The organism is Stutzerimonas stutzeri RCH2, from assembly GCF_000327065.1.
Lineage (GTDB): Bacteria > Pseudomonadota > Gammaproteobacteria > Pseudomonadales > Pseudomonadaceae > Stutzerimonas > Stutzerimonas stutzeri_AE.
In genome coordinates this window covers 284,520-308,092 of the sequence record NC_019936.1, presented here as the reverse complement: position 1 = coordinate 308,092, position 23,573 = coordinate 284,520, and the positions used below count along the sequence as shown (strand labels likewise).

Annotated in this window: 24 protein-coding genes; 19 read left to right on the top strand and 5 right to left on the bottom strand. The window is 63.4% G+C overall.

Features of this window, described 5'->3' with window-relative positions; all coding sequences use genetic code 11:
• Positions 1-12 precede the first annotated feature (12 nt).
• Genes pyrR through PSEST_RS01435 form a run of 3 tightly spaced genes read left to right on the top strand, consistent with a single transcriptional unit; the run spans position 13 to position 2,873 of the window.
• Positions 13-525 carry a bifunctional pyr operon transcriptional regulator/uracil phosphoribosyltransferase PyrR gene (gene pyrR / locus PSEST_RS01445; protein ID WP_015275300.1) on the top strand — a complete coding sequence of 171 codons (513 nt, stop codon included), beginning with the start codon at positions 13-15 and terminating at the stop codon, positions 523-525.
• A 57-nt stretch (positions 526-582) separates the two neighbouring features.
• Positions 583-1,599: an aspartate carbamoyltransferase catalytic subunit gene (locus PSEST_RS01440; protein WP_015275299.1), complete on the top strand. Its 1,017-nt coding sequence runs from the start codon at positions 583-585 to the stop codon at positions 1,597-1,599.
• Positions 1,599-2,873: a dihydroorotase gene (locus PSEST_RS01435; protein WP_015275298.1), complete on the top strand. Its 1,275-nt coding sequence runs from the start codon at positions 1,599-1,601 to the stop codon at positions 2,871-2,873. Before PSEST_RS01440 ends, PSEST_RS01435 begins: the two co-directional genes overlap by 1 nt.
• 67 nt (positions 2,874-2,940) lie before the next feature.
• Here PSEST_RS01435 and PSEST_RS01430 read toward each other — a convergent pair whose 3' ends face one another.
• Complete coding sequence (locus PSEST_RS01430) at positions 2,941-3,336, bottom strand: NINE protein (RefSeq protein WP_003282737.1); 396 nt, start codon at positions 3,334-3,336, stop codon at positions 2,941-2,943.
• 133 nt (positions 3,337-3,469) lie between these two features.
• Here PSEST_RS01430 and PSEST_RS01425 point away from each other — a divergent pair, with 133 nt between their 5' ends.
• Positions 3,470-4,681, top strand: a complete 1,212-nt coding sequence (locus tag PSEST_RS01425; protein ID WP_015275297.1) for a putative DNA modification/repair radical SAM protein — start codon at positions 3,470-3,472, stop codon at positions 4,679-4,681.
• Positions 4,681-5,517, top strand: a complete 837-nt coding sequence (locus PSEST_RS01420) for a TIGR03915 family putative DNA repair protein (protein WP_015275296.1) — start codon at positions 4,681-4,683, stop codon at positions 5,515-5,517. Before PSEST_RS01425 ends, PSEST_RS01420 begins: the two co-directional genes overlap by 1 nt.
• Here PSEST_RS01420 and PSEST_RS01415 read toward each other — a convergent pair.
• On the bottom strand, positions 5,514-6,659 hold the full coding sequence (locus PSEST_RS01415) for a PilT/PilU family type 4a pilus ATPase (protein ID WP_015275295.1): 1,146 nt from the start codon (positions 6,657-6,659) through the stop codon (positions 5,514-5,516). The genes PSEST_RS01420 and PSEST_RS01415 overlap by 4 nt on opposite strands.
• Positions 6,660-6,718: 59 nt before the next feature.
• Entirely contained in the window at positions 6,719-7,753 is a 1,035-nt protein-coding gene (pilT, locus tag PSEST_RS01410) for a type IV pilus twitching motility protein PilT (RefSeq protein WP_003303153.1), read from the bottom strand.
• Between the two features lie 66 nt (positions 7,754-7,819).
• On the opposite strand from pilT, the gene PSEST_RS01405 reads away from it, so the two are divergent.
• The 10 genes from PSEST_RS01405 to PSEST_RS01360 all read left to right on the top strand — a co-directional run bounded on the left by PSEST_RS01405 (position 7,820) and on the right by PSEST_RS01360 (position 16,630).
• Positions 7,820-8,509, top strand: coding sequence for a YggS family pyridoxal phosphate-dependent enzyme (locus PSEST_RS01405; RefSeq protein WP_015275294.1), 690 nt, complete (start codon positions 7,820-7,822; stop codon positions 8,507-8,509).
• 10 nt (positions 8,510-8,519) lie between these two features.
• Entirely contained in the window at positions 8,520-9,344 is an 825-nt protein-coding gene (gene proC, locus PSEST_RS01400) for a pyrroline-5-carboxylate reductase (protein ID WP_015275293.1), read from the top strand.
• A gap of 9 nt (positions 9,345-9,353) precedes the next feature.
• On the top strand, positions 9,354-9,944 hold the full coding sequence (locus PSEST_RS01395) for a YggT family protein (protein WP_015275292.1): 591 nt from the start codon (positions 9,354-9,356) through the stop codon (positions 9,942-9,944).
• 270 nt (positions 9,945-10,214) lie between these two features.
• On the top strand, positions 10,215-12,182 hold the full coding sequence (locus PSEST_RS01390; protein WP_041756404.1) for a dynamin-like GTPase family protein: 1,968 nt from the start codon (positions 10,215-10,217) through the stop codon (positions 12,180-12,182).
• A 128-nt stretch (positions 12,183-12,310) separates the two neighbouring features.
• A complete protein-coding gene (gene metX / locus PSEST_RS01385) occupies positions 12,311-13,450 on the top strand; it encodes a homoserine O-succinyltransferase MetX (protein WP_015275290.1) in 1,140 nt (379 codons plus the stop codon).
• Between the two features lie 9 nt (positions 13,451-13,459).
• The gene (gene metW / locus PSEST_RS01380) at positions 13,460-14,059 is read left to right on the top strand and encodes a methionine biosynthesis protein MetW (protein WP_015275289.1); all 600 of its coding nucleotides are present in this window, start codon (positions 13,460-13,462) and stop codon (positions 14,057-14,059) included.
• 26 nt (positions 14,060-14,085) lie between these two features.
• The gene (locus PSEST_RS01375; RefSeq protein ID WP_015275288.1) at positions 14,086-14,508 is read left to right on the top strand and encodes a DUF4426 domain-containing protein; all 423 of its coding nucleotides are present in this window, start codon (positions 14,086-14,088) and stop codon (positions 14,506-14,508) included.
• On the top strand, positions 14,505-15,098 hold the full coding sequence (rdgB, locus tag PSEST_RS01370) for an RdgB/HAM1 family non-canonical purine NTP pyrophosphatase (protein ID WP_015275287.1): 594 nt from the start codon (positions 14,505-14,507) through the stop codon (positions 15,096-15,098). The genes PSEST_RS01375 and rdgB overlap by 4 nt, the downstream gene beginning before the upstream one ends.
• The gene (hemW, locus tag PSEST_RS01365; RefSeq protein WP_080602162.1) at positions 15,095-16,297 is read left to right on the top strand and encodes a radical SAM family heme chaperone HemW; all 1,203 of its coding nucleotides are present in this window, start codon (positions 15,095-15,097) and stop codon (positions 16,295-16,297) included. The genes rdgB and hemW overlap by 4 nt, the downstream gene beginning before the upstream one ends.
• A gap of 9 nt (positions 16,298-16,306) precedes the next feature.
• Positions 16,307-16,630: a DUF3392 domain-containing protein gene (locus tag PSEST_RS01360; RefSeq protein ID WP_015275285.1), complete on the top strand. Its 324-nt coding sequence runs from the start codon at positions 16,307-16,309 to the stop codon at positions 16,628-16,630.
• On the opposite strand, the gene PSEST_RS01355 is transcribed toward PSEST_RS01360, so the two are convergent.
• On the bottom strand, positions 16,627-17,040 hold the full coding sequence (locus PSEST_RS01355; protein ID WP_015275284.1) for a DUF5064 family protein: 414 nt from the start codon (positions 17,038-17,040) through the stop codon (positions 16,627-16,629). The genes PSEST_RS01360 and PSEST_RS01355 overlap by 4 nt on opposite strands.
• 133 nt (positions 17,041-17,173) lie before the next feature.
• Between PSEST_RS01355 and arcD the strand changes: the two genes are divergently transcribed.
• The 4 genes from arcD (at position 17,174) to arcC (ending at position 21,965) form a co-directional block, all read left to right on the top strand.
• Positions 17,174-18,601 carry an arginine-ornithine antiporter gene (gene arcD / locus PSEST_RS01350; protein WP_015275283.1) on the top strand — a complete coding sequence of 476 codons (1,428 nt, stop codon included), beginning with the start codon at positions 17,174-17,176 and terminating at the stop codon, positions 18,599-18,601.
• 91 nt (positions 18,602-18,692) lie between these two features.
• Positions 18,693-19,949 (top strand): arginine deiminase, encoded by a 1,257-nt coding sequence (arcA, locus tag PSEST_RS01345; protein ID WP_041756401.1) that lies wholly within the window; start codon positions 18,693-18,695, stop codon positions 19,947-19,949.
• Between the two features lie 52 nt (positions 19,950-20,001).
• Positions 20,002-21,012 carry an ornithine carbamoyltransferase gene (locus tag PSEST_RS01340; protein ID WP_015275281.1) on the top strand — a complete coding sequence of 337 codons (1,011 nt, stop codon included), beginning with the start codon at positions 20,002-20,004 and terminating at the stop codon, positions 21,010-21,012.
• A gap of 29 nt (positions 21,013-21,041) precedes the next feature.
• Positions 21,042-21,965 (top strand): carbamate kinase, encoded by a 924-nt coding sequence (gene arcC / locus PSEST_RS01335; protein WP_015275280.1) that lies wholly within the window; start codon positions 21,042-21,044, stop codon positions 21,963-21,965.
• Positions 21,966-22,015: 50 nt separating this feature from the next.
• Here arcC and PSEST_RS01330 read toward each other — a convergent pair whose 3' ends face one another.
• The gene (locus PSEST_RS01330) at positions 22,016-23,353 is read right to left on the bottom strand and encodes a DUF1329 domain-containing protein (RefSeq protein ID WP_015275279.1); all 1,338 of its coding nucleotides are present in this window, start codon (positions 23,351-23,353) and stop codon (positions 22,016-22,018) included.
• Positions 23,354-23,573 lie beyond the last annotated feature (220 nt).

Genomic DNA, 23,573 nt, shown 5'->3' with positions numbered 1-23,573 from the left:
GAAGGAGATCTCATGATCCTGCCCAACCCCGAACAGCTGCTGCCCGAGATGGTCGCCGCACTGAAGCAGTACCTGAGCGACCGTGACATCCAGGAGCCACGTTTCATCGGCATTCGTACCGGCGGCGTCTGGGTCGCCCAGGCGATCCTAGCGGCGCGAGCGCAGAACGAACCGCTCGGCATCCTCGACGTTTCCTTTTATCGCGATGACTTCACCCAGAAGGGTTTGCACCCCCAGGTTCAGCCATCGGAACTGCCATTCGAGATCGAAGGGCAGCACCTGGTACTGATCGACGATGTGCTGATGACCGGCCGCACCATCCGAGCCGCGCTCAACGAACTGTTCGATTACGGTCGCCCCGCCAGCGTGACGCTGGTCTGCCTGCTCGACCTGAACGCCCGCGAACTGCCGATTCGCCCAGACGTAGTCGGCGCCACTCTGTCGTTGGCGCCGGAGCAGCGCATCAAGCTGATCGGGCCGGAGCCCCTGGCCCTCGAGCAACAGACGGAAACCAGCCCCTCCTGAGCGAGTCGGTAGCTTCCGCACTACAGTCCATCTCTAGCCGCCCACCGAGATCCTGCGATGACGCCCACCGACGCCAAGCGCCCGCTACAGCTGAACGACCAAGGCCAGCTGCGCCACTTCCTCTCCCTCGACGGCCTGCCCCGCGAGCTGCTCACGGAGATCCTCGACACTGCTGACTCTTTCCTCGAGGTCGGCGCCCGGGCCGTGAAGAAGGTTCCGCTGTTGCGCGGCAAGACGGTCTGCAATGTGTTCTTCGAGAACTCCACACGCACCCGCACGACCTTCGAACTGGCGGCCCAGCGCTTGTCGGCAGACGTGATCACGTTGAACGTGTCGACCTCCTCCACCAGCAAGGGCGAGACCCTGACCGACACCTTGCGCAACCTGGAAGCCATGGCCGCGGACATGTTCGTGGTGCGCCACGCCGATTCTGGTGCCGCGCACTTCATCGCCGAGCATGTCAGCCCCCAGGTTGCGGTCATCAATGGCGGCGACGGGCGCCATGCACACCCGACCCAGGGCATGCTCGACATGCTCACCATCCGCCGGCACAAAGGCAGCTTCGAGAACCTCTCGGTCGCCATCGTCGGCGACATCCTGCACTCGCGGGTGGCGCGCTCGAACATGCTGGCGCTGAAGACGCTTGGCTGCCCGGATATCCGCGTCATCGCACCGAAAACCCTGCTTCCCGAGGGCATCGAACAGTACGGCGTGCGCGTGTTCACCGACATGAACGAAGGCCTGCGTGACGTCGATGTGGTGATCATGCTGCGCCTGCAGCGTGAGCGCATGCAGGGCGGCCTGCTGCCCAGCGAAGGCGAGTTCTACAAACTCTATGGCCTGAACACTCAGCGCCTGGCGTTGGCCAAGCCCGACGCCATCGTCATGCACCCTGGCCCAATCAACCGCGGCGTGGAAATCGAGTCGGCGGTGGCAGACGGCCCGCAATCGGTGATCCTCAACCAGGTCACTTACGGTATCGCCATCCGCATGGCGGTGCTGTCCATGGCAATGAGCGGCCAGACTGCGCAGCGCCAGATCGATTCCGAATCCGTATCCGAGGAGCAGCAGTGATGGTGGCAATTCGAATCCTCGGCGCGCGCGTGATCGACCCCGTCAGCGGGCGTGACGAAGTCGCCGATATTTTCCTGCAACATGGCAAGATCGCCGCCATCGGCCAGGCCCCGGCTGGTTTCGAAGCGCAACGGACGATCGATGGCCAGGGGCTGATCGCCGCACCCGGCCTGGTCGATCTCGCCGTGGCGCTGCGCGAGCCTGGCTACAGCCGCAAGGGCAGCATTGCCAGCGAGACCCTCGCAGCAGCGGCCGGCGGCATCACCAGCCTGTGCTGCCCGCCGCAGACGCGCCCGGTCCTGGACACTGCGGCAGTCACCGAGCTGATCCTCGATCGTGCCCGCGAGTCGGGCCACGCCAAGGTATTTCCCATCGGCGCGCTGACGCGCAATCTGGCTGGCGAGCAGCTGTCGGAACTGGTCGCGTTGCGCGAAGCCGGCTGCGTCGCTTTCGGTAACGGCCTCACCGAATTTGCCAGCAATCGCAACCTGCGCCGCGCCTTGGAATATGCCGCCACCTTCGATCTGACGGTGATCTTCCACTCTCAGGACCGCGACCTGGCCGAAGGTGGGCTTGCCCACGAAGGCGCCACCGCCAGTTTCCTCGGCCTGTCGGGAATCCCCGAAACCGCGGAGACCGTAGCGCTGGCGCGCAATCTGCTACTGGTGGAAAAGTCCGGCGTTCGCGCTCATTTCGCCCAGCTGACCAGCGCCCGTGGCGCGGAAATGATCGCTCAGGCACAGGCTCGCGGCCTGCCGGTAACCGCCGACGTGGCGATGTATCAACTGATCCTCACCGACGAAGCGCTGCATGGATTCTCCAGCCTGTATCACGTACAGCCGCCGCTGCGCAGCGCAGCGGATCGCGATGGTCTGCGCGAGGCGGTCAAGGCCGGCGTGATCTCGGCGATTTCCAGCCATCACCAGCCACACGAAACCGACGCCAAGCTGGCCCCGTTCGGCGAAACCGAACCGGGTATCAGCAGTGCCGAGATCCTGCTGCCACTGGCGCTGACGTTGGTGGACGACGGCCTGCTCGACCTGCCGACCCTGCTGGCGCGCCTGACCAACGGCCCCGCCGCCGCGCTGCAACTGCCCGCCGGCAGGCTGCAGGCCGGTCAGGCCGCCGACCTGGTGCTGTTCGATCGACACAGCTCGACCCTGGTTGGCGAGCGCTGGTATTCCAAAGGCCGCAATTGCCCGTTCATGGGCCACTGCCTGCCGGGCTCGGTGCGCTACACCATCGTCGACGGCCACGTCAGCTTCGAAGGCTGAAGCGCCAGATCTGTGCAGGCTGGACATCGATACGTCCATGCCTGCCAGAAGTTTCTGCCCTACTCCTTCAGCTCCGCGCCAGGTTGCGCTCGGATATTTGCGAATTCAGCGTCCAGAAGTCGTAAAGCACACCGATGAAAAACAAACCGCCGGTAAACAGGTAGAGGATCCCCGTGATCCACTTGCCCTGATACATGCGGTGTACGCCGAACACACCGAGAAAGGTCAGCAGTATCCAGCCGACCGTGTAGTCGATGGGCCCCGGCTGGAAGCGCATGTCCGCTTCACGATCCATCGATGGGATCAGAAACAGGTCGATGATCCAGCCGACGAAGAACAGGCCGAGGGTGAAGAACCAGATGGTGCCGGTGATGGGTTTGCCGTAGTAGAAGCGATGGGAACCGAGAAAACCGAATATCCACAGGAGATAGCCGATCAGCGTGCTATGGGTGTTCTGCTGCATCCGAACCTCGATGTGCGCTTGATGAGTGACGTCCAGCTTATCCGATAATGCGCCTGAACCGCCCCGCCAGACGGCCCTTGCTGCAATGCATCGACGTGATACTGTATATGCGAACAGTATAACGGTCACCGTCATGCAATTGATCGACAAACTCAGCGTGCTTGCCGACGCCGCCAAGTACGACGTCTCCTGTGCCAGTAGCGGCGCGCCGAAGCGCAGCTCGAAGGGCAAGAGCGGACTCGGCGCTACCAATGGCATGGGCATCTGTCACAGCTTCACGCCAGATGGGCGCTGCGTGGCGCTGCTGAAGATCCTGCTGACCAACTTCTGCCTGTACGACTGCCAATACTGCGTCAATCGCCGCTCCAGCGATGTGCCGCGGGCGCGCTTCACGCCGGAAGAGGTGGTCAGCCTGACGCTCGACTTCTACCGGCGCAACTGCATCAGCGGCCTGTTCCTCAGCTCCGGCATCATCCGCTCGGCGGACTACACCATGGAACAGCTGGTGCGGGTTGCCAGGCTGCTGCGAGAGGAGCACGAGTTTCGCGGTTACATCCACCTCAAGACCATTCCCGACGCCGACCCGCTGCTGATTGCCGAAGCCGGCCGCTACGCCGATCGGCTCAGCGTGAATATCGAGCTGCCAACCGAAACCAGCCTGATCCGCCTGGCACCGGAAAAGCAGGTGCTGACCATCAAACAGGCCATGCACACCATTCACCAGGGCGAAACCGAAGCCAGCGCGGAGAAGCGCGCGCCGCGCTTCGCACCCGCCGGGCAGAGCACGCAGATGATCGTTGGCGCCGACAACACCGACGACAGCACCATCCTGCACACCGCCCAGTCGCTGTACGGCAGCTATCGCCTGCGCCGGGTCTACTATTCGGCCTTCAGCCCGATTCCGCACAGCCCCAACACCGTGCCCTTCGCGGCACCACCGCTGATGCGTGAGCACCGGCTGTATCAGGCCGACTTCCTTATGCGGGGCTACGGCTTCAAGGCCGGCGAACTCCTCGCTGGCCCAGGCAACCTCGCGCTGGATATCGATCCGAAGCTGGCCTGGGCGCTGGCGCATCGCGACCAGTTTCCAGTGGACCTCAACCGCGCCGAACCGACGATGATCGCGCGCATTCCCGGAATCGGCATGCTCAGCGCGAAACGGCTGGTGGATCTGCGCCGGCAGAAGCGCATCCGCTTCGAGGATCTGACCCGTCTACGCTGCTCGCTCGAGAAAGCCAAACCCTTCGTCATCACTCAGGATTACCGGCCAAGCCTGGCAGGACAGGAGTCGGCCATGCTGCGCCAGCACCTGCGCGACACGCCCGCACAACTGGCGCTCTGGTAATGCTCACGGTGCGCTTCGATGGAAGCTTCCAGGCGTGGCGAAGTCGCGCTCGGACGCTGCTGCAGAGCCACGTCGCACCACATGAAGTGAACTGGGCCAGCGACGATGAATCGACGGGGTTGTTCGACGATCCTTCGCCTGCACCGTCAACGGAATGCGGACCGCGGATTCGCGTCCCGAGGCAACTGCTGGACGAGCTCGAACTGGCGGCACGCTATCGCACCGAGCAGCGCTGGAGCCTGCTGTATCGCGTGCTTTGGCGGGTCGCCCAGGGCGATTCGAGTGCGCGAATGGTCGGCGACATCGATGGCAGCGAGCTACATGGGCGAATCAAGGCAGTCCGCCGTGAGGCCCATCATCTGCATGCCTTTCTGCGCTTCAGCCCACTGCAGACCAGTGATGGACCGCAGCACGTCGCCTGGTTCGAGCCCGCGCACGACGTACTGCCCTGGGCGGCCGGGCATTTCGCCGAACGGATGGGTGGCAACCGCTGGCTGATCGCGACCCCGGAAGAAGCTGTTTGCTGGGACGGCCAGCAGATGTACTACACCCGACCCTGCCCACCACAATGGCGGCAGTTGGCGCAGAGCGCCGCGGACCCGGGCGGCGAGCTATGGAAGGCATATTACGAAAGCACGTTCAACCCGGCCCGATTGAACCGCGGCGTACTGGAGAGCAACCTGCCGGTGCGTTTCTGGAAGAATCTACCCGAAGGCATGTTGATCCCGCAGTTGATGAGCCGCGCGCGGGCCGGTGCGCAGCGTGATGGCCAGGCCGAGCGCGTCGCCGCGAGAAGCGGCAAGCGCATCGGCCGGGATGCAAAACCGGCCGACTAGCGGAAGCTGCGGCCCGGATCGTCGTCACTGACCTCGAGGCTCAGGCCTTGCGACACGCTGGTCAGATGTTCGCCATCGGTTTCCGATCCCAGCTTGATCAGCAGCCGCAGGTCGTTGGCCGAATCGGCGTGCAGCAACGCATCTTCGTAGGTGATCTCGCCCTGCACATAGAGGTTGTACAGCGCCTGGTCGAAGGTCTGCATACCCAGCTCGGTGGAACGCTTCATCAGCGACTTGAGCTCATGCACCTCGCCCTTGCGGATCAGATCGGCCGCCAGCGGCGTATTGATCAGCACCTCGATCACCGCACGGCGCCCCTTGCCGTCAGGCGTCGGCACCAGCTGCTGGGCGACGATGGCCTTGAGGTTGAGCGACAGATCCATCCACACCTGGTTGTGCCGGTCAGGCGGGAAGAAGTTGATGATGCGATCCAGCGCCTGGTTGGCGTTGTTGGCGTGCAGGGTCGCCAGGCACAGGTGACCGGTTTCGGCGAACGCTACGGCGTAGTCCATGGTTTCACGGGTGCGGATCTCGCCGATGAGGATCACGTCCGGCGCCTGGCGCAGGGTGTTCTTCAAGGCCACCTCGAACGAGCTGGTGTCGATACCGACCTCGCGCTGGGTGACGATGCAGCTCTGATGCTGGTGGATGAATTCGATCGGGTCTTCGATGGAGATGATGTGCCCGCTGGAATTCTTGTTGCGGTAGCCGATCATCGAGGCCAGCGAGGTCGACTTGCCGGTACCGGTGGCACCGACGAACAGCACCAGCCCGCGCTTGGTCATCGACAGCTTCTTGAGGACGTCCGGCAGCTTGAGTTCTTCGATGGTCGGAATGTTGGTTTCGATACGCCGCAGCACCATGCCGGCGAGGTTGCGCTGGTAGAAGGCGCTGACCCGGAAACGGCCGATACCGCGGGCGCTGATGGCGAAGTTGCACTCGTGGTTCTCGGTGAACTCGCGGCGCTGCTGCTCGTTCATCACGCCGTGCACGGTCTCGCGGGTCATTTCCGGCGACATCGCCGTCTTGCTCACCGGCATGATCTTGCCGTTGACCTTCATCGAAGGCGGTACGCCTGCCGTGATGAACAGATCGGAGCCGCCCTTTTCCACCATCAGGCGCAGAAGTTTCTCGAATTCCATCGTTTTACTCGCAATCGTGGCAAGCGCCGCGTCGGGCGGCGCCAGGGGTTGTCAGGCGTTTAGAAGTTCTCTGGCTGCTTGGCCTTTTCCTTCGCGCTGTCTCGCGAGATAAGCCCTTTGGCGAGCAGTCCCTTGAGGCATGAGTCGAGGGTCTGCATGCCCAGCGAGCCACCGGTCTGGATCGAGGAATACATCTGCGCCACCTTGTCCTCGCGGATCAGGTTACGGATCGCCGGCGTGCCGATCATGATCTCGTGAGCCGCCACACGGCCGCCGCCGACCTTCTTCAGCAGCGTCTGCGAGATCACCGCCTGCAGCGATTCGGAAAGCATCGAGCGGACCATGGACTTCTCTTCGGCCGGGAACACGTCGACCACGCGGTCGATGGTCTTCGCCGCTGAGGTGGTGTGCAGGGTGCCGAACACCAGGTGACCGGTTTCCGCAGCGGTCAGCGCCAGGCGGATGGTTTCCAGGTCGCGCATTTCGCCGACGAGAATGATGTCCGGGTCTTCACGCAGTGCCGAACGCAGCGCCTCGGAGAAGCCCAGGGTGTCGCGATGGACCTCACGCTGGTTGACCAGGCACTTCTTCGACTCGTGGACGAATTCGATGGGGTCTTCGATGGTGAGGATGTGGTGATACTTGGTGTTATTCAGGTAATCGAGCATCGCCGCCAGAGTGGTCGACTTGCCCGAACCGGTCGGCCCGGTGACCAGTACCAGCCCGCGCGGCACATCGGTGATCTTGCGGAACACCTCGCCCATTCCCAGGTCTTCCATTGTCAGCACCTTGGAGGGAATGGTCCGGAACACCGCGCCGGAACCACGGTTCTGGTTGAAGGCGTTGACCCGGAAGCGCGCCACGCCCGGCACTTCGAAGGAGAAGTCGGTTTCGAGGAACTCCTCGAAATCCTTGCGCTGCTTGTCGTTCATGATGTCGTAGATCAGCGCATGCACCTGCTTGTGGTCCATGGCCGGCAGGTTGATGCGCCGCACGTCGCCATCGACGCGGATCATCGGCGGCAGGCCGGCGGAAAGGTGCAAATCCGACGCACCCTGCTTGGCACTGAAGGCCAGCAGTTCTGTGATATCCATGGGACTCCCCAATTACAAGCAAGCAGGTAGAATGCCGCGCAGACCCCAAGGCGGCGGGCGCAAGTAATGTCCACGATAGAGAAGAATATTGCAAAGGTCGCAGCGCGCATCCGTGAGGCGGCGCAAGCTGTGGATCGCGACCCGGCCACGGTCGGGCTGCTGGCAGTGAGCAAGACCCAGCCGGCCGCCGCCATTCGCGAAGCTGCGGCTGGCGGCATCCTCGATTTCGGCGAGAACTATCTGCAGGAAGCGCTGGACAAGCAGGCCGAGCTGAGCGACCTGTCGCTGGCCTGGCATTTCATCGGTCCCATCCAGTCGAACAAGACCAAATCCATCGCCGAGCGCTTCGACTGGGTGCACTCGGTGGATCGCCTGAAGATCGCCCAGCGCCTGTCCGATCAACGTCCAGCCGAACTACCACCGCTGAATATATGCCTGCAGGTGAATGTCAGCGGCGAGGCGAGCAAGTCCGGCTGCGCGCCAGAAGAGTTGCTACAGCTGGCGCAGGCCGTCGCCGCGATGCCGCAGCTGCGCCTGCGTGGCCTGATGTGCATTCCCGCACCGAGCGAAGACCCCGCCGAGCAGCGCGCCGCCTTCGCCCGCCTGCGCGCATTGCGCGATGAACTGCCACTGACGCTGGATACGCTGTCCATGGGCATGAGCCAGGATCTCGAAGCGGCGATCGCCGAAGGCGCGACCTGGGTCCGCATCGGTACCGCACTGTTCGGTGCTCGTGATTACGGGCGCCCTCAATAAAGGAATTGCTATGATCTCTCCCCGCATCGCCTTCATCGGCGCCGGCAACATGGCCGCCAGCCTGATCGGCGGGCTGCGCGCCCAAGGTGTCGCCGCTGAAGCCATCCGCGCCAGCGATCCAGGCGCCGAGCAGCGCGCGAAGATCAGCGCCGAGCATGGCATCCAGACCTTCGCGCAAAACGCCGACGCGCTGGCCGGCGCCGATGTGGTGGTGCTTTCGGTCAAACCTCAGGTCATGCAGAGCGTCTGCCGCGATCTGGTTCCCCATCTGGATCACGCCCCCTTGATCGTCTCGATCGCCGCTGGCATCAGCTGCGACAGCTTGCAGCGCTGGCTGGGGCCGCGTCCGCAGGCGATCGTGCGCTGCATGCCGAACACCCCGGCATTGCTGCGCCAAGGAGTAAGCGGCCTCTTCGCCAATGCCCAGGTCAGCGCCGAGCAAAAGCAGCAGGCCGAGCAACTGCTGTCGGCCGTCGGCATTGCGCTGTGGCTCGAAGAGGAACGCCTGATCGACGCAGTGACGGCAGTTTCCGGTAGCGGCCCGGCCTATTTCTTCCTGCTGATCGAAGCGATGACCGCCGCCGGCGAGCAGCTCGGGCTGCCCCGCGATACCGCCGCGCAACTGACCATGCAAACCGCGCTGGGCGCAGCGCGCATGGCTTGCGAAAGCGATGTCGATGCCGCCGAACTGCGGCGTCGCGTCACCTCGCCGAACGGAACCACCGAAGCGGCGATCAAAGCCTTCCAGGCCGGCGGCTTCGAGCGACTGGTGCAGCAGGCGCTAAACGCCGCCGCACAACGCTCGGCCGAGCTGGCCGAACAACTGGGCCAATAAGGAGCATTCATGTCCCAACTCTCGCAAGCCCTGATCCTCGTCATCCAGACCTTGGGCAGCCTTTACCTGCTGATCGTGCTGCTGCGCTTCATCCTGCAACTGGTACGCGCCGACTTTTACAACCCGCTGAGCCAGTTCATCGTCAAGGCGACCCATCCGCTGCTGCGGCCGATGCGCCGCATCATTCCGAGCATGGGCACGCTGGACCTTTCCTCGCTGATCCTGGCGCTGATCGTGCAGATGGTGCTGATGACGCTGATTCTGCTGATCGCCTACGGCACCACCGGCAATCCGTTGCTGCTGTTGGTCTGGGCGCTGATCGGCATCACCGGCCTGTTCCTCAACATCTTCTTCTGGGCGCTGATCATCAGCGTCATCCTGTCCTGGGTAGCACCCGGCAGCCACAACCCGGGAGCACAGCTGGTCAGCCAACTCTGCGAACCGGTCCTGGCGCCGTTCCGCCGCCTGCTGCCGAACCTCGGCGGGCTGGATATCTCGCCGATCTTCGCTTTCCTGACGATCAAGCTGCTGGACATGCTGGTGGTGAACAACCTGGCCACCATGACCCACATGCCCAACATCCTGCGCATGCTTATCTGAGACGCCGTTCATGCTTTGCTGCCAAAGCGGCACCGAGGAGCAAAAAGCGCCTCGGAATGCCGCACGGCAGTACGTAGACTGCACTTTCTCGGCTGTTTCCATCCAGTCTCGTACTCAGCTGCGGGGTATGAACGAGGACATCGGCTCGAACTTGAGCCGATCATGACCGTCCATGCCGTGATCGTGGCCGCTCGGTCACGCCAGGCTTCGATTGAATTGACCTTGCACCGACGGGTCCGATAATTCGCCGAACACACTTCCAGGAGTTGGATGAGCATGGAACGCCTCGATCGACAAGTGGACGCCTACGTCACCTGGAAGCGCGACCTCATTCGCGAGATCACCCGTTATCGCAGCTGGCTGGCGCACAACCGGCTCAGCAGCGAGGCCGTGGAAGCGCGCCTGGAGCGAGCGCTGCGGGTGTTACGCACCGATCACATCACCCTGGCGTTCGTCGGCGAGTATTCGCGCGGCAAGACCGAGCTGATCAACAGCCTGTTCTTCTCCAACTACGGTCAGCGCATCCTGCCTTCGCGGGCTGGCCGCACCACCATGTGCCCCACCGAACTGCTGTTCGATCCGCGTTCGGAACGCTCCTACATCCGCCTGCTGCCCATCGAGTCGCGCCTTGAAGACACCAGCATCGCGCAGCTCAAGCGCACACCGCGCCTCTGGCTGAACCTGCCACTCGATCCGCACGACCCTGTAAGCATGGCTGAAGCCTTCGCCCAGGTGGCGCTGACCAAAGCCATGCCGGTAGAGCAGGCGATCCAGCTGGGTTTCGACCCAGCCAGCCTGGAAAGCGCCGGTAGCGCCAACACCGTGCTGGTGCCGGCCTGGCGGCACGCCATGGTCAACTTCGATCATCCCCTGCTGCGCCAGGGCCTGCGCATTCTCGATACGCCCGGGCTGAACGCGCTAGGCAGCGAACCGGAACTGACCCTGTCGATGCTGCCCAACGCTCAGGCGATCATTTTCCTGCTCTCCGCCGACACCGGCGTTACCGCCAGCGATATGCAGATCTGGCAGCAGCATATCCGTCAGCTTGACGAAGACACCCAGAGCAGCCTGTTCGCCGTGCTCAACAAGATTGATGTGCTCTGGGACGATGTCGCCGGCGAAACCTTCGTCCAGAAGGCTATCGAAGACATTCGCGCAACCACAGCACAGCAGCTCGGCATCGACTGTGCCGACGTACTGCCGCTGTCGGCCAAGCAGGCGCTGATGGCGAAGATCCGCGGCGACCAGGTACTGCTCGAACGCAGTCAACTGGAGCAGCTGGAGCAGCTGCTCAGCCAGCGCATCCTGGCGCAGAAAGAGCGCTTGCTGGAAGACCAGGTGGTGCTACAGGTACTGGCGCTGGTGCAGAACAGCCAGCACGCGCTCAAGCTACGTCTGGAAAAGGTCATCGAACAGCGCGACGTGCTGGCCAGTCATCAGGAAGGCAGCGGGCAGATGCTGCTGGAACTCACCGCGCGCACCCGGCATGACCACAATCGTCATCACAAGCGCCTGCTGGACCTGAAGACCAATCAGCGTCTGCTGCAACGCCAGGGCGAGCTGCTGCGCGCAGCCATCCGTGCAGAACGTCTTGAAGAACACCTGACGCGACTGCGGCGAAGCCTGACCGGTAGCCTGACCACGCTGGGCATCAACCTGGCCATCCTGCACTTCTTCCGCTCGGTGGAGCAGGACCTGGGCATCCTCGAACAGGAGGCCGAGCGCGCCAACAAGATGGTTTCGGCGATCTACCGCCGGCACAGCGAAGAAAACCCGTTGAATGGCATCGACCCACCGCTGTTCCAGCTGCTGCCCTACCAGCGCGAGCTGCGCAGCCTGCAAGGCAAGGCCGACCAGTTCCGTCTGCAGCTCAAGACGCTGCTCACCGAGCAGCGCACGCTGACCCGGCGTTTCTTCGCCACCCTGGTGCAGGAAGTCATCGGCATGCACCAGCGGCTGCGTCAGGAAGCCGAGCAATGGGCTGGCGACGCGCTGACACCGCTGCTGCAGTTTTCGCTGGAGCACAAGCAGCAGCTGGAAACACACATTCTGCGGCTCAAGAGCCTCGCCCAGGAAAGCCAGCAGAACAGCCAGCGCGGGCAGCTGCTGACCCGCTACAGCGGCGAACTGGAGCAACAACTGGCACAAGCCGCGGAAATGCTGCGCGCACTGCGTCGGCCAGCACCGCTGCGACGCCAAGGCAAAGTGGTCAGCCTGGCCAGCGTTCAGAGCAGTTGATCCGCTTGCCATTTCCGCCGCGCAAGCGTCGAAATGGCAAGCGACCCGCCCGCCGTTGCATTTCAGGATGAATTGCAGCGCGCTTACCTTTAGACTTTGCCGCCTTCTTCAAGCAAGAGCCAGGGTCGATGCCCACTGCCATTCCCGCCGATTCCGTTGGCCTGGTGAGTCCGCAGATCGCGCACTTTGCCGAGCCATTGACACTCGCCTGCGGCCGCACGCTGGCCGATTACCAGCTGATCTACGAAACCTATGGTGAGCTGAACGCCGCACGCAGCAACGCCGTGCTGATCTGCCATGCGCTGTCCGGTCATCATCATGCCGCCGGCTATCACAGCGAGGACGACCGTAAGCCCGGCTGGTGGGATTCGTGTATCGGCCCGGGTAAGGCCATAGATACCAACCGCTTCTTCGTCGTCAGCCTGAACAATCTTGGCGGCTGCAACGGCTCGACCGGCCCGAGCAGCACCAACCCGGCCAGCGGCAAGCCCTACGGCGCCGACTTCCCGGTGGTCACCGTGGAAGACTGGGTGCACAGCCAGGCACGCCTGGCCGATCGGCTCGGCATCGCCCAGTGGGCAGCGGTGGTCGGTGGCAGCCTGGGCGGCATGCAGGCGTTGCAATGGACCATCAGCTACCCCGAGCGCGTGCGTCACTGCCTGGCCATCGCCTCGGCGCCGAAGCTGTCGGCGCAGAACATCGCCTTCAACGAAGTCGCGCGCCAGGCGATTCTCTCCGACCCCGAGTTCCACGGCGGGCATTTCCAGGAGATGGGCGTGATTCCCAAGCGCGGCCTGATGCTGGCGCGCATGGTCGGCCACATCACCTACCTGTCCGATGACGCCATGGGCACCAAATTCGGCCGTGGGCTGAAGAGCGAGAAGCTCAACTACGACTTCAACAGCGTCGAGTTTCAGGTCGAAAGCTATCTGCGCTATCAGGGCGAGGAATTTTCCGGGCGCTTCGACGCCAATACCTACCTGCTGATGACCAAGGCGCTGGACTACTTCGACCCGGCGGCGGCCAACGATGATGATCTGGCCAAGACTTTCGAGGTCGCCAAGGCGGATTTCTGCGTGATGTCCTTCACCACCGACTGGCGCTTCTCGCCGGAGCGCTCGCGGGAAATCGTCGATGCCCTGCTCGCCGCTCGCAAGAACGTCTGCTACCTGGAGATCGATGCACCGCAGGGCCACGATGCGTTCCTGATCCCCAATCCCCGCTACCTGCAAGCCTTCCGCGGTTACATGAACCGCATAGCCGTATAAGGAACGAAGATGCGCGCCGATCTGGACATCATCCAAGACTGGATCCCGGCCGGCAGCCGAGTCCTCGACCTCGGCTGCGGCAACGGCGAGCTGCTGGCCTGGCTGCGCGACCACAAACAGGTCAGCGGCTACGGGCTGGAGATCGACCCGGACAACATCGCCGCCTGCATCGACAAGGGCGTCAATGTCATCGAGCAGAACCTCGACCTGGGCCTGGGCAACTTCGCCAGCGACAGCTTCGACATGGTGGTGATGACCCAGGCGCTGCAGGCCGTGCACTACCCCGACCAGCTGATGAAGGAAATGCTGCGCGTTGGCCGCCAGTGCATCATCACCTTCCCCAATTTCGGCCACTGGCGTTGCCGCTGGTACCTGGCGAGCAAGGGCCGCATGCCGGTGTCGGAGTTCCTCCCCTACACTTGGTACAACACGCCGAACATTCACTTCTGCACGTTCGAGGACTTCGAGCGGTTGTGCCAGGAAAGCGGTGCCAGGGTGCTCGAGCGCTTGGCAGTGGACCGCGACCATCGGCATGGCTGGGCCAGTCGACTATGGCCGAATCTGCTGGGCGAAATCGGCATCTACCGCGTCACCGGGCCATCCCGCTGAGCGGCTTCAACGCTGGAGGTAAGCTTATGAAACACGTCCTGATCGGCCTTTTGGCCGCGCTCCTCACATTGCCGGCCCTAGCTGAACGCAAGCACAGCGTCGGCGAATACGACATCCACTACATCGCCTTCAACTCCGGCTTCCTGCAGCCGGATATCGCCGCTGCGGCAGGGCTGGTACGGAGCAAGACCCAGGGTGTGGTCAATGTCTCGGTGCTCAAGGGCGGCAAGCCGGTCGCCGCGCAGGTCAGCGGCGAGGTGAAGAACCTGCTCGGCCAGGACCGCGCGCTGAGCTTCAAGCAGCTCAAGGAAGGCGACGAGGCGATCTACTACCTCGCCCAGTTTCCGTTCGATTCCCAGGAAACCCTGCGCTTTCGCCTCACCGTACAGCCGAGCGGGGCTGAGCCAATCAGCTTCGACTTCAACCAGGAATTCTTTCCCGACCGATGATGCCTTTTTCCGAACTGGTGCTGGCCAGTCATAACGCCGGCAAACTCAAGGAACTCCAGGCCATGCTCGGCAACGCCGTACGCGTGCGATCGGTTGCCGAGTTCAGCGATATCGAGCCTGAGGAAACCGGCCTGTCGTTCATCGAGAATGCCATTCTCAAAGCGCGTAACGCGGCCCGGCTGTCCGGTTTGCCCGCGCTTGCTGACGACTCCGGTCTGGCGGTCGATGCCCTGGGCGGCGCACCGGGCATCTACTCAGCGCGCTATGCCGACGGCCAGGGCGACGCGGCCAACAATGCCAAGCTGTTGCAAGTCTTGCGCGACGTGCCGGACGCCGAGCGCGGCGCACAGTTCGTCTGCGCCCTGGCCCTGGTGCGGCACGCTAACGACCCGCTGCCGATCATCTGCGAGGGCCTCTGGCAGGGTCGCATCCTGCATGCGGCGCGCGGTGAGCATGGTTTCGGCTACGACCCGCTGTTCTGGGTGCCGGAATGTGAGTGCTCCAGTGCCGAGCTGCCGGCCGCACAGAAAAACCAGCTCAGCCACCGTGCACGTGCCATGGCCCTGCTCAAGCAGCGGCTGGGGATATGAAAGCAGCACACCCAGCCCTCCCGGCCAGTAGCGGTGATAGCAGCATTACGCGAGGGGCCGGCTTCGTGCTGCCGCCGCTGGCGGCCTATGTTCATATCCCCTGGTGCGTGCGAAAGTGCCCCTACTGCGACTTCAACTCCCATACGGCCGGCCCCGAGCTGCCCGAGGAGGCCTACGTCGCCGCGCTGCTGGCCGACCTGCGGGATGACCTCGAGCATGTCCAGGGTCGCCGACTGAGCTCGATGTTCTTCGGCGGCGGCACGCCAAGCCTGTTTTCCGCCCAGGCACTGGCTGCGATCGTCGACGACCTGGAGCGGCTGGTTGGCTTCGCCGACGACATCGAGATCACCCTGGAAGCCAACCCCGGGACCTTCGAGCAGGCCAAGTTCCGCGACTATCGCCAACTCGGCATCAACCGGCTGTCCATCGGTGTGCAGAGTTTCCAGGCCGACAAACTCAAGGCGCTCGGGCGCATCCATGACGGCGATGAAGCCATTCGCGCCGCCGACATGGCCCGTGCCGCCGGCTTCGAAAACTTCAACCTCGACCTCATGCATGGCCTGCCGGACCAGAGTCTGGAGGACGCGCTGAGCGACCTGCGCATCGCCATCGCGCAGCAGCCGACACACCTGTCCTGGTATCAGCTGACGCTGGAGCCAAACACGGTGTTCTGGAGCCAGCCGCCGCAGCTGCCCGAAGACGACATCCTCTGGGACATTCAGGAAGCCGGCCAGGCGCTGCTCGCCGAACACGGCTATCGCCAGTACGAGACCTCGGCTTACGCGCAACCGGGGCGGCAGGCACGGCACAACCTGAATTACTGGACCTTCGGCGATTTCCTCGGCATCGGCGCTGGGGCCCACGCCAAACTCAGCCACGCCGACGGCTACATCCTGCGCAGCTGGAAGACCCGCCTGCCCAAGGACTACCTGGACCCGGCAAAGGCCTTTCGTGCCGGTGAAAAGCAGCTCACGGCCGATGAGTTGCCCTTCGAATTCCTGATGAATGTGCTGCGCCTCACCGACGGCGTACCGGCCATGCTGTTCACTCAGCGCACCGGGCTACCACTGGACCTGCTCGCCAACCCAAGGCGCGAGGCCGAAGCCCGCGGCCTTCTGGCGGCTGACCCTGAGCGCCTGGTGGCGACGCCCAAAGGCCAGCTGTTTCTCAATGACCTGCTACAGAGCTTCCTGCCTTAAGGACACCGCATGGATTTGCTACTCGACCTGATCGTCACGCTGTCGCGCTGGAGCCGCAGCCACCTGTCCGATATTTCGCTGGCGTTGATGGCGACGCTGTTCGTGCTGTTCGGCCCGGCGCTCAACGCCTGGGTGAAGAACACCGTGAGCAACCTCAACTTCTTCCTGCGCACGCTGATCTTCGTGCTGGTCTGCGCGGTGGGCTATGGCTTGGCGATCGTCTTCCTCACGCCGTGGATGACCCAGGGACTGGCGCACCTGAACAACTACAGCCTGGCACCGGTACTGCTGCTGATCTTCTTCCTCATCGGCGTGATCGCCGACCGCAACTAGCCCCGTTCATCACGCAGAAAGCGCTCGAGGTCGACGGGCTCGCCTGACCGGATGCGCAGCTGTCGGCGCAAATCCTCAAACAGCGGGTCGTACAGGCGGTGAAAACCGAACACGACATCCGAACGCACAGGCGCGCCGTGCTGGCGCAGGCACTGACGGATCTTCTGCAGGAAATTGCAGGCGACGTCCCGATGCATCCGAAATTGCTCGTCTACTACTATCTGGCCGACCTCGCCGCGTAGGTGGAAGTACGCCCAGCGTGGCACCGCCACGCCATCTTCCACTCGATAATCAAGCAACAAGCGATAAGCAGGTCGGTCCGCCGAAGGCAGGTCACGTACCTGCAGATTACCAGGCCTGAACACAAACGCCTCCTCTGCTACCCCACGAGACATGCCGTCTGGCTGCATTTTCAACACCTTTCACGACGGTTCGAGCTAATCATCCCAGCAACTAACCGGTGACGGCTTGAGCGAAATCATTACGTAGCGGTTCGCCCGGTACTTTAATCCAGCAAGTGCCACGAACTTCCTGGAGATAGCCATGGCCGCAAATTCGAAGCAACTCAAGCTAGGAGCATTGGTAGCGCTCGTCGTGGGCTCGATGATTGGCGGCGGGATCTTCTCCCTGCCGCAGAACATGGCCGCCAGTGCCAGCGCCGGCGGGATTCTGATTGGCTGGGCGATCACGGCCGTGGGCATGCTGACCCTGGCGTTCGTCTTCCAGAGCCTGGCCAACCGCAAGCCGGAGCTGGATGCGGGCGTCTACGCCTACGCCAAGGCGGGTTTCGGCGACTATATGGGCTTCTCTTCGGCATGGGGTTACTGGATCAGCGCCTGGATCGGCAACGTCAGTTACTTCGTGCTGCTGTTCAGCACCCTGGGCTACTTCGTGCCGATGTTCGGCGAGGGCAACACCCTGCCGGCGGTGATCGGTGCATCGCTGGTGCTGTGGGGTGTGCATTTCCTCGTGCTGCGCGGCATTCGCGAAGCAGCCTTCATCAATCTTGTCACCACGATCGCCAAGATCGTGCCGCTGATCCTGTTCATCGTGATCACAGCGGTGGCGTTCCGCCTGGAGGTGTTCACCGCCGACTTCTGGGGTCGCGGCAACATCGAGCTAGGCGGTGTCATGCAGCAGGTGCGCAACATGATGCTGGTGACGGTGTGGGTATTCATCGGCATCGAAGGCGCCAGCATTTTCTCGGCCCGCGCCGAACGGCGCAGCGATGTCGGCCGCGCCACGGTGATTGGCTTCTGCAGCGTGCTGGCCTTGCTGGTGCTGGTGAACGTGTTGTCGATGGGCATCATGAGCCAGGCCGAGCTGGCGGGCCTGAAGAACCCGTCCATGGCGGGCGTGCTGGAACAGGTCGTCGGGCGCTGGGGAGCCGTACTGATCAGCGTCGGGCTGGTGGTTTCCCTCGCGGGCGCCCTGCTGTCCTGGACGCTGCTGTGCGCCGAGATTCTCTTCGCCGCGGCGCGCGATCACACCATGCCGCAGTTCCTGCGCAAGGAGAACGCCAAGCACGTTCCGGTCAACGCGCTGTGGCTGTCCAACGGGCTGATCCAGCTGTTCCTGATCATCACCCTGTTCAACGCCTCGACCTATCTGAGCCTGCTCTACCTCGCCACCTCGATGATCCTGGTGCCCTACTTCTGGTCGGCCGCCTATGGACTGCTGCTTGGTCTGCGTGGCGAAGGATATGAGGGCGCCCCCCGTGAGCGCCGCAAGGATCTGCTGAACGCAGCCATCGCCACGCTCTATGCGATGTGGCTGGTGTACGCCGGTGGCATGCAGTACGTACTGCTGTCGGCGCTGCTCTACGCCCCCGGGGTGCTGTTCTTCGCCAAGGCCAAGCATGAGCTCGGGCAGCCGGTCTTTACCGCCATCGAGAGGCTGATTTTCGCGGCGGTGCTGATAGGTGCGGCGATCGCCGCCTATGGGCTCTATGACGGGTTCCTTTCACTCTGAGGCGATAACCCTGCCGTATCCACTGGCCACGATCACGAGTCGTGGCCAGTCACCGAAGCACCAACAGGTGCGACGACCAAGGAGGCATTAAATGATGTTGCAATCACCGAAGCTGGGCGTTCACTCCGAGGCAGGCAAGCTGCGCAAGGTAATGGTCTGCTCGCCGGGCCTGGCCCATCAGCGCCTGACTCCCAGCAACTGCGACGAGCTGCTGTTCGATGACGTGCTCTGGGTGAGCCAGGCCAAACGCGACCACTTCGACTTCGTCAGCAAGATGCGCGAGCGCGGCGTCGAGGTGCTGGAGATGCACAACCTGTTGACCGAGACGCTGAGCGATCCGGAAGCGTTGAAATGGCTCCTCGACCGCAAGATCACCGCCAACCAGGTCGGACTCGGCCTGCAGGGCGAAGTACGCAGCTGGCTGGAAGGCCTGGAGCGACGCCAGCTGGCGGAGTTCCTCATCGGCGGCGTATCCGGCAGCGATCTGCCTGGCAGCGAAGGTGGCGAGATTGTCCGCATGTTCCGCGACTACCTGGGCCACTCGAGCTTCATCCTGCCGCCGTTGCCGAACACCCTGTTCACCCGTGACACCACCTGCTGGATCTACGGCGGCGTTTCGCTCAACCCGATGCACTGGACCGCGCGGCGTCAGGAAACCCTGCTCACTGCCGCCATCTACCGCTTCCACCCGCAGTTCCGCGACCAGGATTTCAAGGTCTGGTACGGCGACCCCGAGCTCGATCATGGCCTGGCCACACTGGAAGGCGGGGATGTGATGCCGATCGGCAAGGGGGTAGTGCTGATCGGCATGGGTGAGCGCAGCTCGCGGCAGGCGATCGGCCAGTTGGCCCAGTCGCTGTTCCGCCACGGCGCCGCCGAGCGGGTGATCGTCGCCGGCCTGCCCCGCTCCCGCTCGGCCATGCACCTGGATACGGTGTTCAGCTTCTGTGATCGCGACCTGGTGACCATCTTCCCGGAGGTGGTGCACGGCATTACCGCCTTCAGCCTGCGGCCCGATGAGCGCAAGCCGGACGGCATCGATCTGCGCCGCGAGCAAGCGCCGTTTCTCGACGTCGTGGCCGAGGCGCTCGGCCTGACGGCGCTGCGGGTAGTGGAAACCGGTGGCGACAGCTATGAAGTCGAACGCGAGCAGTGGGACGACGGCAACAACGTGGTCGCCCTTGAGCCCGGCGTCGTCATCGGCTACGACCGCAACACCTTCACCAACACCATGCTGCGCAAGGCCGGGGTCGAGGTCATTACCATCAGCGCCAGCGAGCTGGGCCGTGGCCGCGGCGGCGGGCATTGCATGACCTGCCCGATCATCCGCGACGCCATCGACTACTGACAGCACGAGGCGGCGTGCTCCCACGCCGCCTCGTGAAAAGAGGAAGCGAATCATGCCGTTCAATACGCACAACCGCAGCCTGCTCAGCCTGATGCACCACAGCGAGCGCGAGTTGCGCTACCTGCTCGATCTGTCCCGCGATCTCAAGCGCGCCAAGTACACCGGTACCGAGCGCCAGCACCTCAAGGGCAAGAACATCGCGCTGATCTTCGAGAAGACCTCGACGCGCACCCGCTGCGCCTTTGAGGTAGCCGCCTACGATCAGGGCGCCAACGTCACCTATATCGACCCCAACTCCTCGCAGATCGGCCACAAGGAGAGCATGAAGGACACCGCGCGGGTACTCGGGCGCATGTACGACGCCATTGAGTACCGTGGCTTCAAGCAGGAGATCGTCGAGGAGCTCGCGCGCTATGCCGGCGTTCCGGTATTCAACGGCCTGACCGACGAGTATCACCCGACCCAGATGATTGCCGACGTCATGACCATGCGCGAACACAGCGACAAGCCGCTGCAGCAGATCAGCTACGCCTACCTGGGCGACGCGCGCAACAACATGGGTAACTCGCTGCTGCTGATCGGCGCCAAGCTCGGCATGGATGTGCGCATCGCCGCACCTCGCGCACTCTGGCCGAGTGCGGAACACGTCGCCGCCTGCGAGGCATTCGCCAAGGCCAGCGGCGCACGCCTGACGCTCACCGAAGACCCACGAGCAGCCGTGCAAGGCGTCGATTTCGTCCATACCGATGTATGGGTGTCGATGGGCGAACCGCTGGAAGCCTGGGCCGAGCGAATCCAGCTGCTGCTGCCCTACCAGGTGAACCCGCAGCTGATGCAGGCAACCGGCAATCCGCGCTGCAAGTTCATGCACTGCCTACCGGCGTTTCACAACTGCGAGACCAAGATCGGCAAGGAGATCGCCGCGAGCTATCCGCATCTGGCCAATGGCATCGAAGTCACCGAGGAGGTATTCGAGTCGCCGGCCTGTATCGCCTTCGAGCAGGCCGAGAATCGCATGCACACGATCAAGGCAATCCTCGTCTCGACGCTGGCCGGCATCTGAGCCGCACATCTGATTCGGAGAAACGCAGCATGCGTATCGTCATAGCCCTGGGCGGCAACGCCCTGCTTCGTCGCGGGGAGCCTTTGAGTGCGGACAACCAGCGCGAGAATGTCCGAACCGCCTGCATGCAGATCGCCCGCATCGCGGCGGGAAACGAACTGGTGGTGGCCCACGGCAACGGCCCCCAGGTCGGACTGCTGGCTCTGCAGGGAGCCGCCTACAAGGATGTACCCGTCTACCCACTGGATGTGCTCGGTGCGGAAACCGAAGGCATGATTGGCTACATCATCGAACAGGAGCTGGGCAACCTGCTGCCGTTCGAGGTGCCCATGGCTACCCTGCTGACTCAGGTTGAGGTCGACCCCGAGGATCCAGCGTTCAAGCAGCCCAGCAAGCCGATTGGCCCGGTTTACAGCCGCGAAGAAGCCGAGCGCCTGGCAGAGGAAAAAGGCTGGGCCATCGCAGCGGATGGCGACCGGTTTCGTCGGGTGGTGCCAAGCCCGCGACCGAAGCGCATTTTCGAGATCAGGCCGATCGGCTGGCTTTTGGATAAAGGCAGCGTGGTGATCTGCGCCGGCGGCGGAGGCATCCCGACGGTATATGACCAGAGCGGTCGACTGCAGGGGGTCGAGGCGGTGATCGACAAGGACCTGTGCTCGGCACTGCTCGCCGAACAGCTGAAGGCGGACCTGCTGGTGATCGCGACCGATGTCGACGGCGCCTACCTGGACTGGGGCACGCCGCAGCAGCGGCGCATCAGCGAGGCGCATCCCGACCAGCTGCAATCCCGTGGCTTTGCCGCCGGCTCCATGGGACCCAAGGTTCAGGCGGCCTGCGAGTTCGCGCGCAACACCGGCAACGTCGCGGTGATCGGCTCGCTGGAACAGATCGAGGCCATCATCAAGGGCCAGGCCGGCACGCGGGTGAGCCTTGAAGCCGCAGGACTCGTATAGCAGATGAACAAAGGGCGCCATCGGCGCCCTTTGCATTGACCTGCACTAACTCAGTTGCCGCGACGCAGCGCCTGCGGCGAGAAATCGCGTGGTCCGAGCTTCACATCGAAATCGTACATCGGCTCGTTGTTGTCCAGGCCGTCGACGAAGTAGTTGCCATCCTTCAGGTGATAGAGCGTTTCCAGCGTACTGTTGAACATCGGCACGTCGTAGTAGCTGATCGGATGGCTTTCCTGCAGGCCGATCAGCTGGCCTTTCTCGTCATACAGATCGACCGCCAGGATCGCCCAGCTGTCCTCGTCGATGTAGAAGCGGCGTTTGTCGTACAGATGACTGAAGCCCTTGCGCAGCGTGGCCTCGACCACCCAGACGCGGTGCAGCTCGTAGCGCAGCAGGTCGGGGTTCAGGGTGCGCGACTGGACGATGGTGTCGTAGGCAATGCCCTTCTGGTGCACGGCGTAGCTGTTGTAGGGCATGAGCATTTCGCGCTTGCCGATCAGCTGCCAGTCGTAGCGGTCCGGAGCGCCGTTGAAGGAGTCCACCACATCGGCGGTGGCCAGGCCGCTGGTATCCGGCTGCAGGGAATCGTAGGCCAGCGATGGCAGACGGCGTACACGGCGATCATCGGGGCTGTAGCGCCAGGCCTTGCGCGTCGTCAGCACCTGGTCGATCGGGTCCTGCACCACCAGTGCAGTGCCGGACAGCTTGGCCGGCGCGGTCACGCGGTACTTGTAGTACAGAACCGTGTTGTCCAGATCACCGTAAGTCATCCCCTCGCGGTTGTAGACGTAGTACACGTGGCGGTCGCGCTTGATGTAGTTGGCCCGGCCACCGATCACCACCGCCTGGTTGTTGATCATGTGGCTCTGGTCACCCTTGTAATGCAGGATATGGTTCCAGATGACCTCGATGCCGCTCTGCGGGATCGGGAAGGGAATCCCGGCCGCAGCACCCTGGATGCCGTTGCCGTTGGCGATCAGTTCGGCGCTCACCGCGTTGTAGCGAGTGGCATCGTAGATGCGCTGCGGCACCGAAGCACTGCGACGGGTCGGGAAGACGCGCAGGTGGTAGTCCGGATAGCGCTCCAGTAGAGCCTTCATGCCTTCTGAAAGCCGATCGCCGTGTTCGCCCAGGTTGTTGCGATCGACACGGTAGATCACCGAGTCGCCCGCAAATGGATCGGGGTGGTGCATGCCCGGCTCGTAACCGGCCGGCGGCGCCACGCCACCGGTCCAGGGCGGAATGGTTCCAGCCGGATTGCCGGCACGCTCCGCTCCCAACGGTGTCAGGTCCTGCCCCAGCCGCGCTGCCTGGGTGCTGTCTACCTTCGCCTGGACCGGCAAAGCGGCACAGGCCGCCAACAACAGAATTCCGATCTTTCCGTACATCGTCTACTCCCCCATTGCGCACGACGCTGGGCACCGCTTGGCTAGCCCGGCTGTCGGCGTTGCATTGTTATACGGTGTGGGCAGGCATGCCTTCCTGGCAGGTGCTCGTCCCTGGCCGCTGCTGCGGCTCTAGAATGGATGTGGCGCAAGCGTCCCACCGGCCGGGCTCTTCGATGAAGGCCTGCAGGCGGCGGGCGCGTTATAGCGGTGCGGCTTGCCG

Bases quoted from the DNA above. Each gene is read 5' to 3' on its own strand.
- pyrR (WP_015275300.1), top strand. From the start codon at position 13: ATGATCCTGCCCAACCCCGAACAGCTGCTGCCCGAGATGGTCGCCGCA.
- PSEST_RS01440 (WP_015275299.1), top strand. From the start codon at position 583: ATGACGCCCACCGACGCCAAGCGCCCGCTACAGCTGAACGACCAAGGC.
- PSEST_RS01435 (WP_015275298.1), top strand. From the start codon at position 1,599: ATGGTGGCAATTCGAATCCTCGGCGCGCGCGTGATCGACCCCGTCAGC.
- PSEST_RS01430 (WP_003282737.1), bottom strand. From the start codon at position 3,336: ATGCAGCAGAACACCCATAGCACGCTGATCGGCTATCTCCTGTGGATA.
- PSEST_RS01425 (WP_015275297.1), top strand. From the start codon at position 3,470: ATGCAATTGATCGACAAACTCAGCGTGCTTGCCGACGCCGCCAAGTAC.
- PSEST_RS01420 (WP_015275296.1), top strand. From the start codon at position 4,681: ATGCTCACGGTGCGCTTCGATGGAAGCTTCCAGGCGTGGCGAAGTCGC.
- PSEST_RS01415 (WP_015275295.1), bottom strand. From the start codon at position 6,659: ATGGAATTCGAGAAACTTCTGCGCCTGATGGTGGAAAAGGGCGGCTCC.
- pilT (WP_003303153.1), bottom strand. From the start codon at position 7,753: ATGGATATCACAGAACTGCTGGCCTTCAGTGCCAAGCAGGGTGCGTCG.
- PSEST_RS01405 (WP_015275294.1), top strand. From the start codon at position 7,820: ATGTCCACGATAGAGAAGAATATTGCAAAGGTCGCAGCGCGCATCCGT.
- proC (WP_015275293.1), top strand. From the start codon at position 8,520: ATGATCTCTCCCCGCATCGCCTTCATCGGCGCCGGCAACATGGCCGCC.
- PSEST_RS01395 (WP_015275292.1), top strand. From the start codon at position 9,354: ATGTCCCAACTCTCGCAAGCCCTGATCCTCGTCATCCAGACCTTGGGC.
- PSEST_RS01390 (WP_041756404.1), top strand. From the start codon at position 10,215: ATGAGCATGGAACGCCTCGATCGACAAGTGGACGCCTACGTCACCTGG.
- metX (WP_015275290.1), top strand. From the start codon at position 12,311: ATGCCCACTGCCATTCCCGCCGATTCCGTTGGCCTGGTGAGTCCGCAG.
- metW (WP_015275289.1), top strand. From the start codon at position 13,460: ATGCGCGCCGATCTGGACATCATCCAAGACTGGATCCCGGCCGGCAGC.
- PSEST_RS01375 (WP_015275288.1), top strand. From the start codon at position 14,086: ATGAAACACGTCCTGATCGGCCTTTTGGCCGCGCTCCTCACATTGCCG.
- rdgB (WP_015275287.1), top strand. From the start codon at position 14,505: ATGATGCCTTTTTCCGAACTGGTGCTGGCCAGTCATAACGCCGGCAAA.
- hemW (WP_080602162.1), top strand. From the start codon at position 15,095: ATGAAAGCAGCACACCCAGCCCTCCCGGCCAGTAGCGGTGATAGCAGC.
- PSEST_RS01360 (WP_015275285.1), top strand. From the start codon at position 16,307: ATGGATTTGCTACTCGACCTGATCGTCACGCTGTCGCGCTGGAGCCGC.
- PSEST_RS01355 (WP_015275284.1), bottom strand. From the start codon at position 17,040: ATGCAGCCAGACGGCATGTCTCGTGGGGTAGCAGAGGAGGCGTTTGTG.
- arcD (WP_015275283.1), top strand. From the start codon at position 17,174: ATGGCCGCAAATTCGAAGCAACTCAAGCTAGGAGCATTGGTAGCGCTC.
- arcA (WP_041756401.1), top strand. From the start codon at position 18,693: ATGATGTTGCAATCACCGAAGCTGGGCGTTCACTCCGAGGCAGGCAAG.
- PSEST_RS01340 (WP_015275281.1), top strand. From the start codon at position 20,002: ATGCCGTTCAATACGCACAACCGCAGCCTGCTCAGCCTGATGCACCAC.
- arcC (WP_015275280.1), top strand. From the start codon at position 21,042: ATGCGTATCGTCATAGCCCTGGGCGGCAACGCCCTGCTTCGTCGCGGG.
- PSEST_RS01330 (WP_015275279.1), bottom strand. From the start codon at position 23,353: ATGTACGGAAAGATCGGAATTCTGTTGTTGGCGGCCTGTGCCGCTTTG.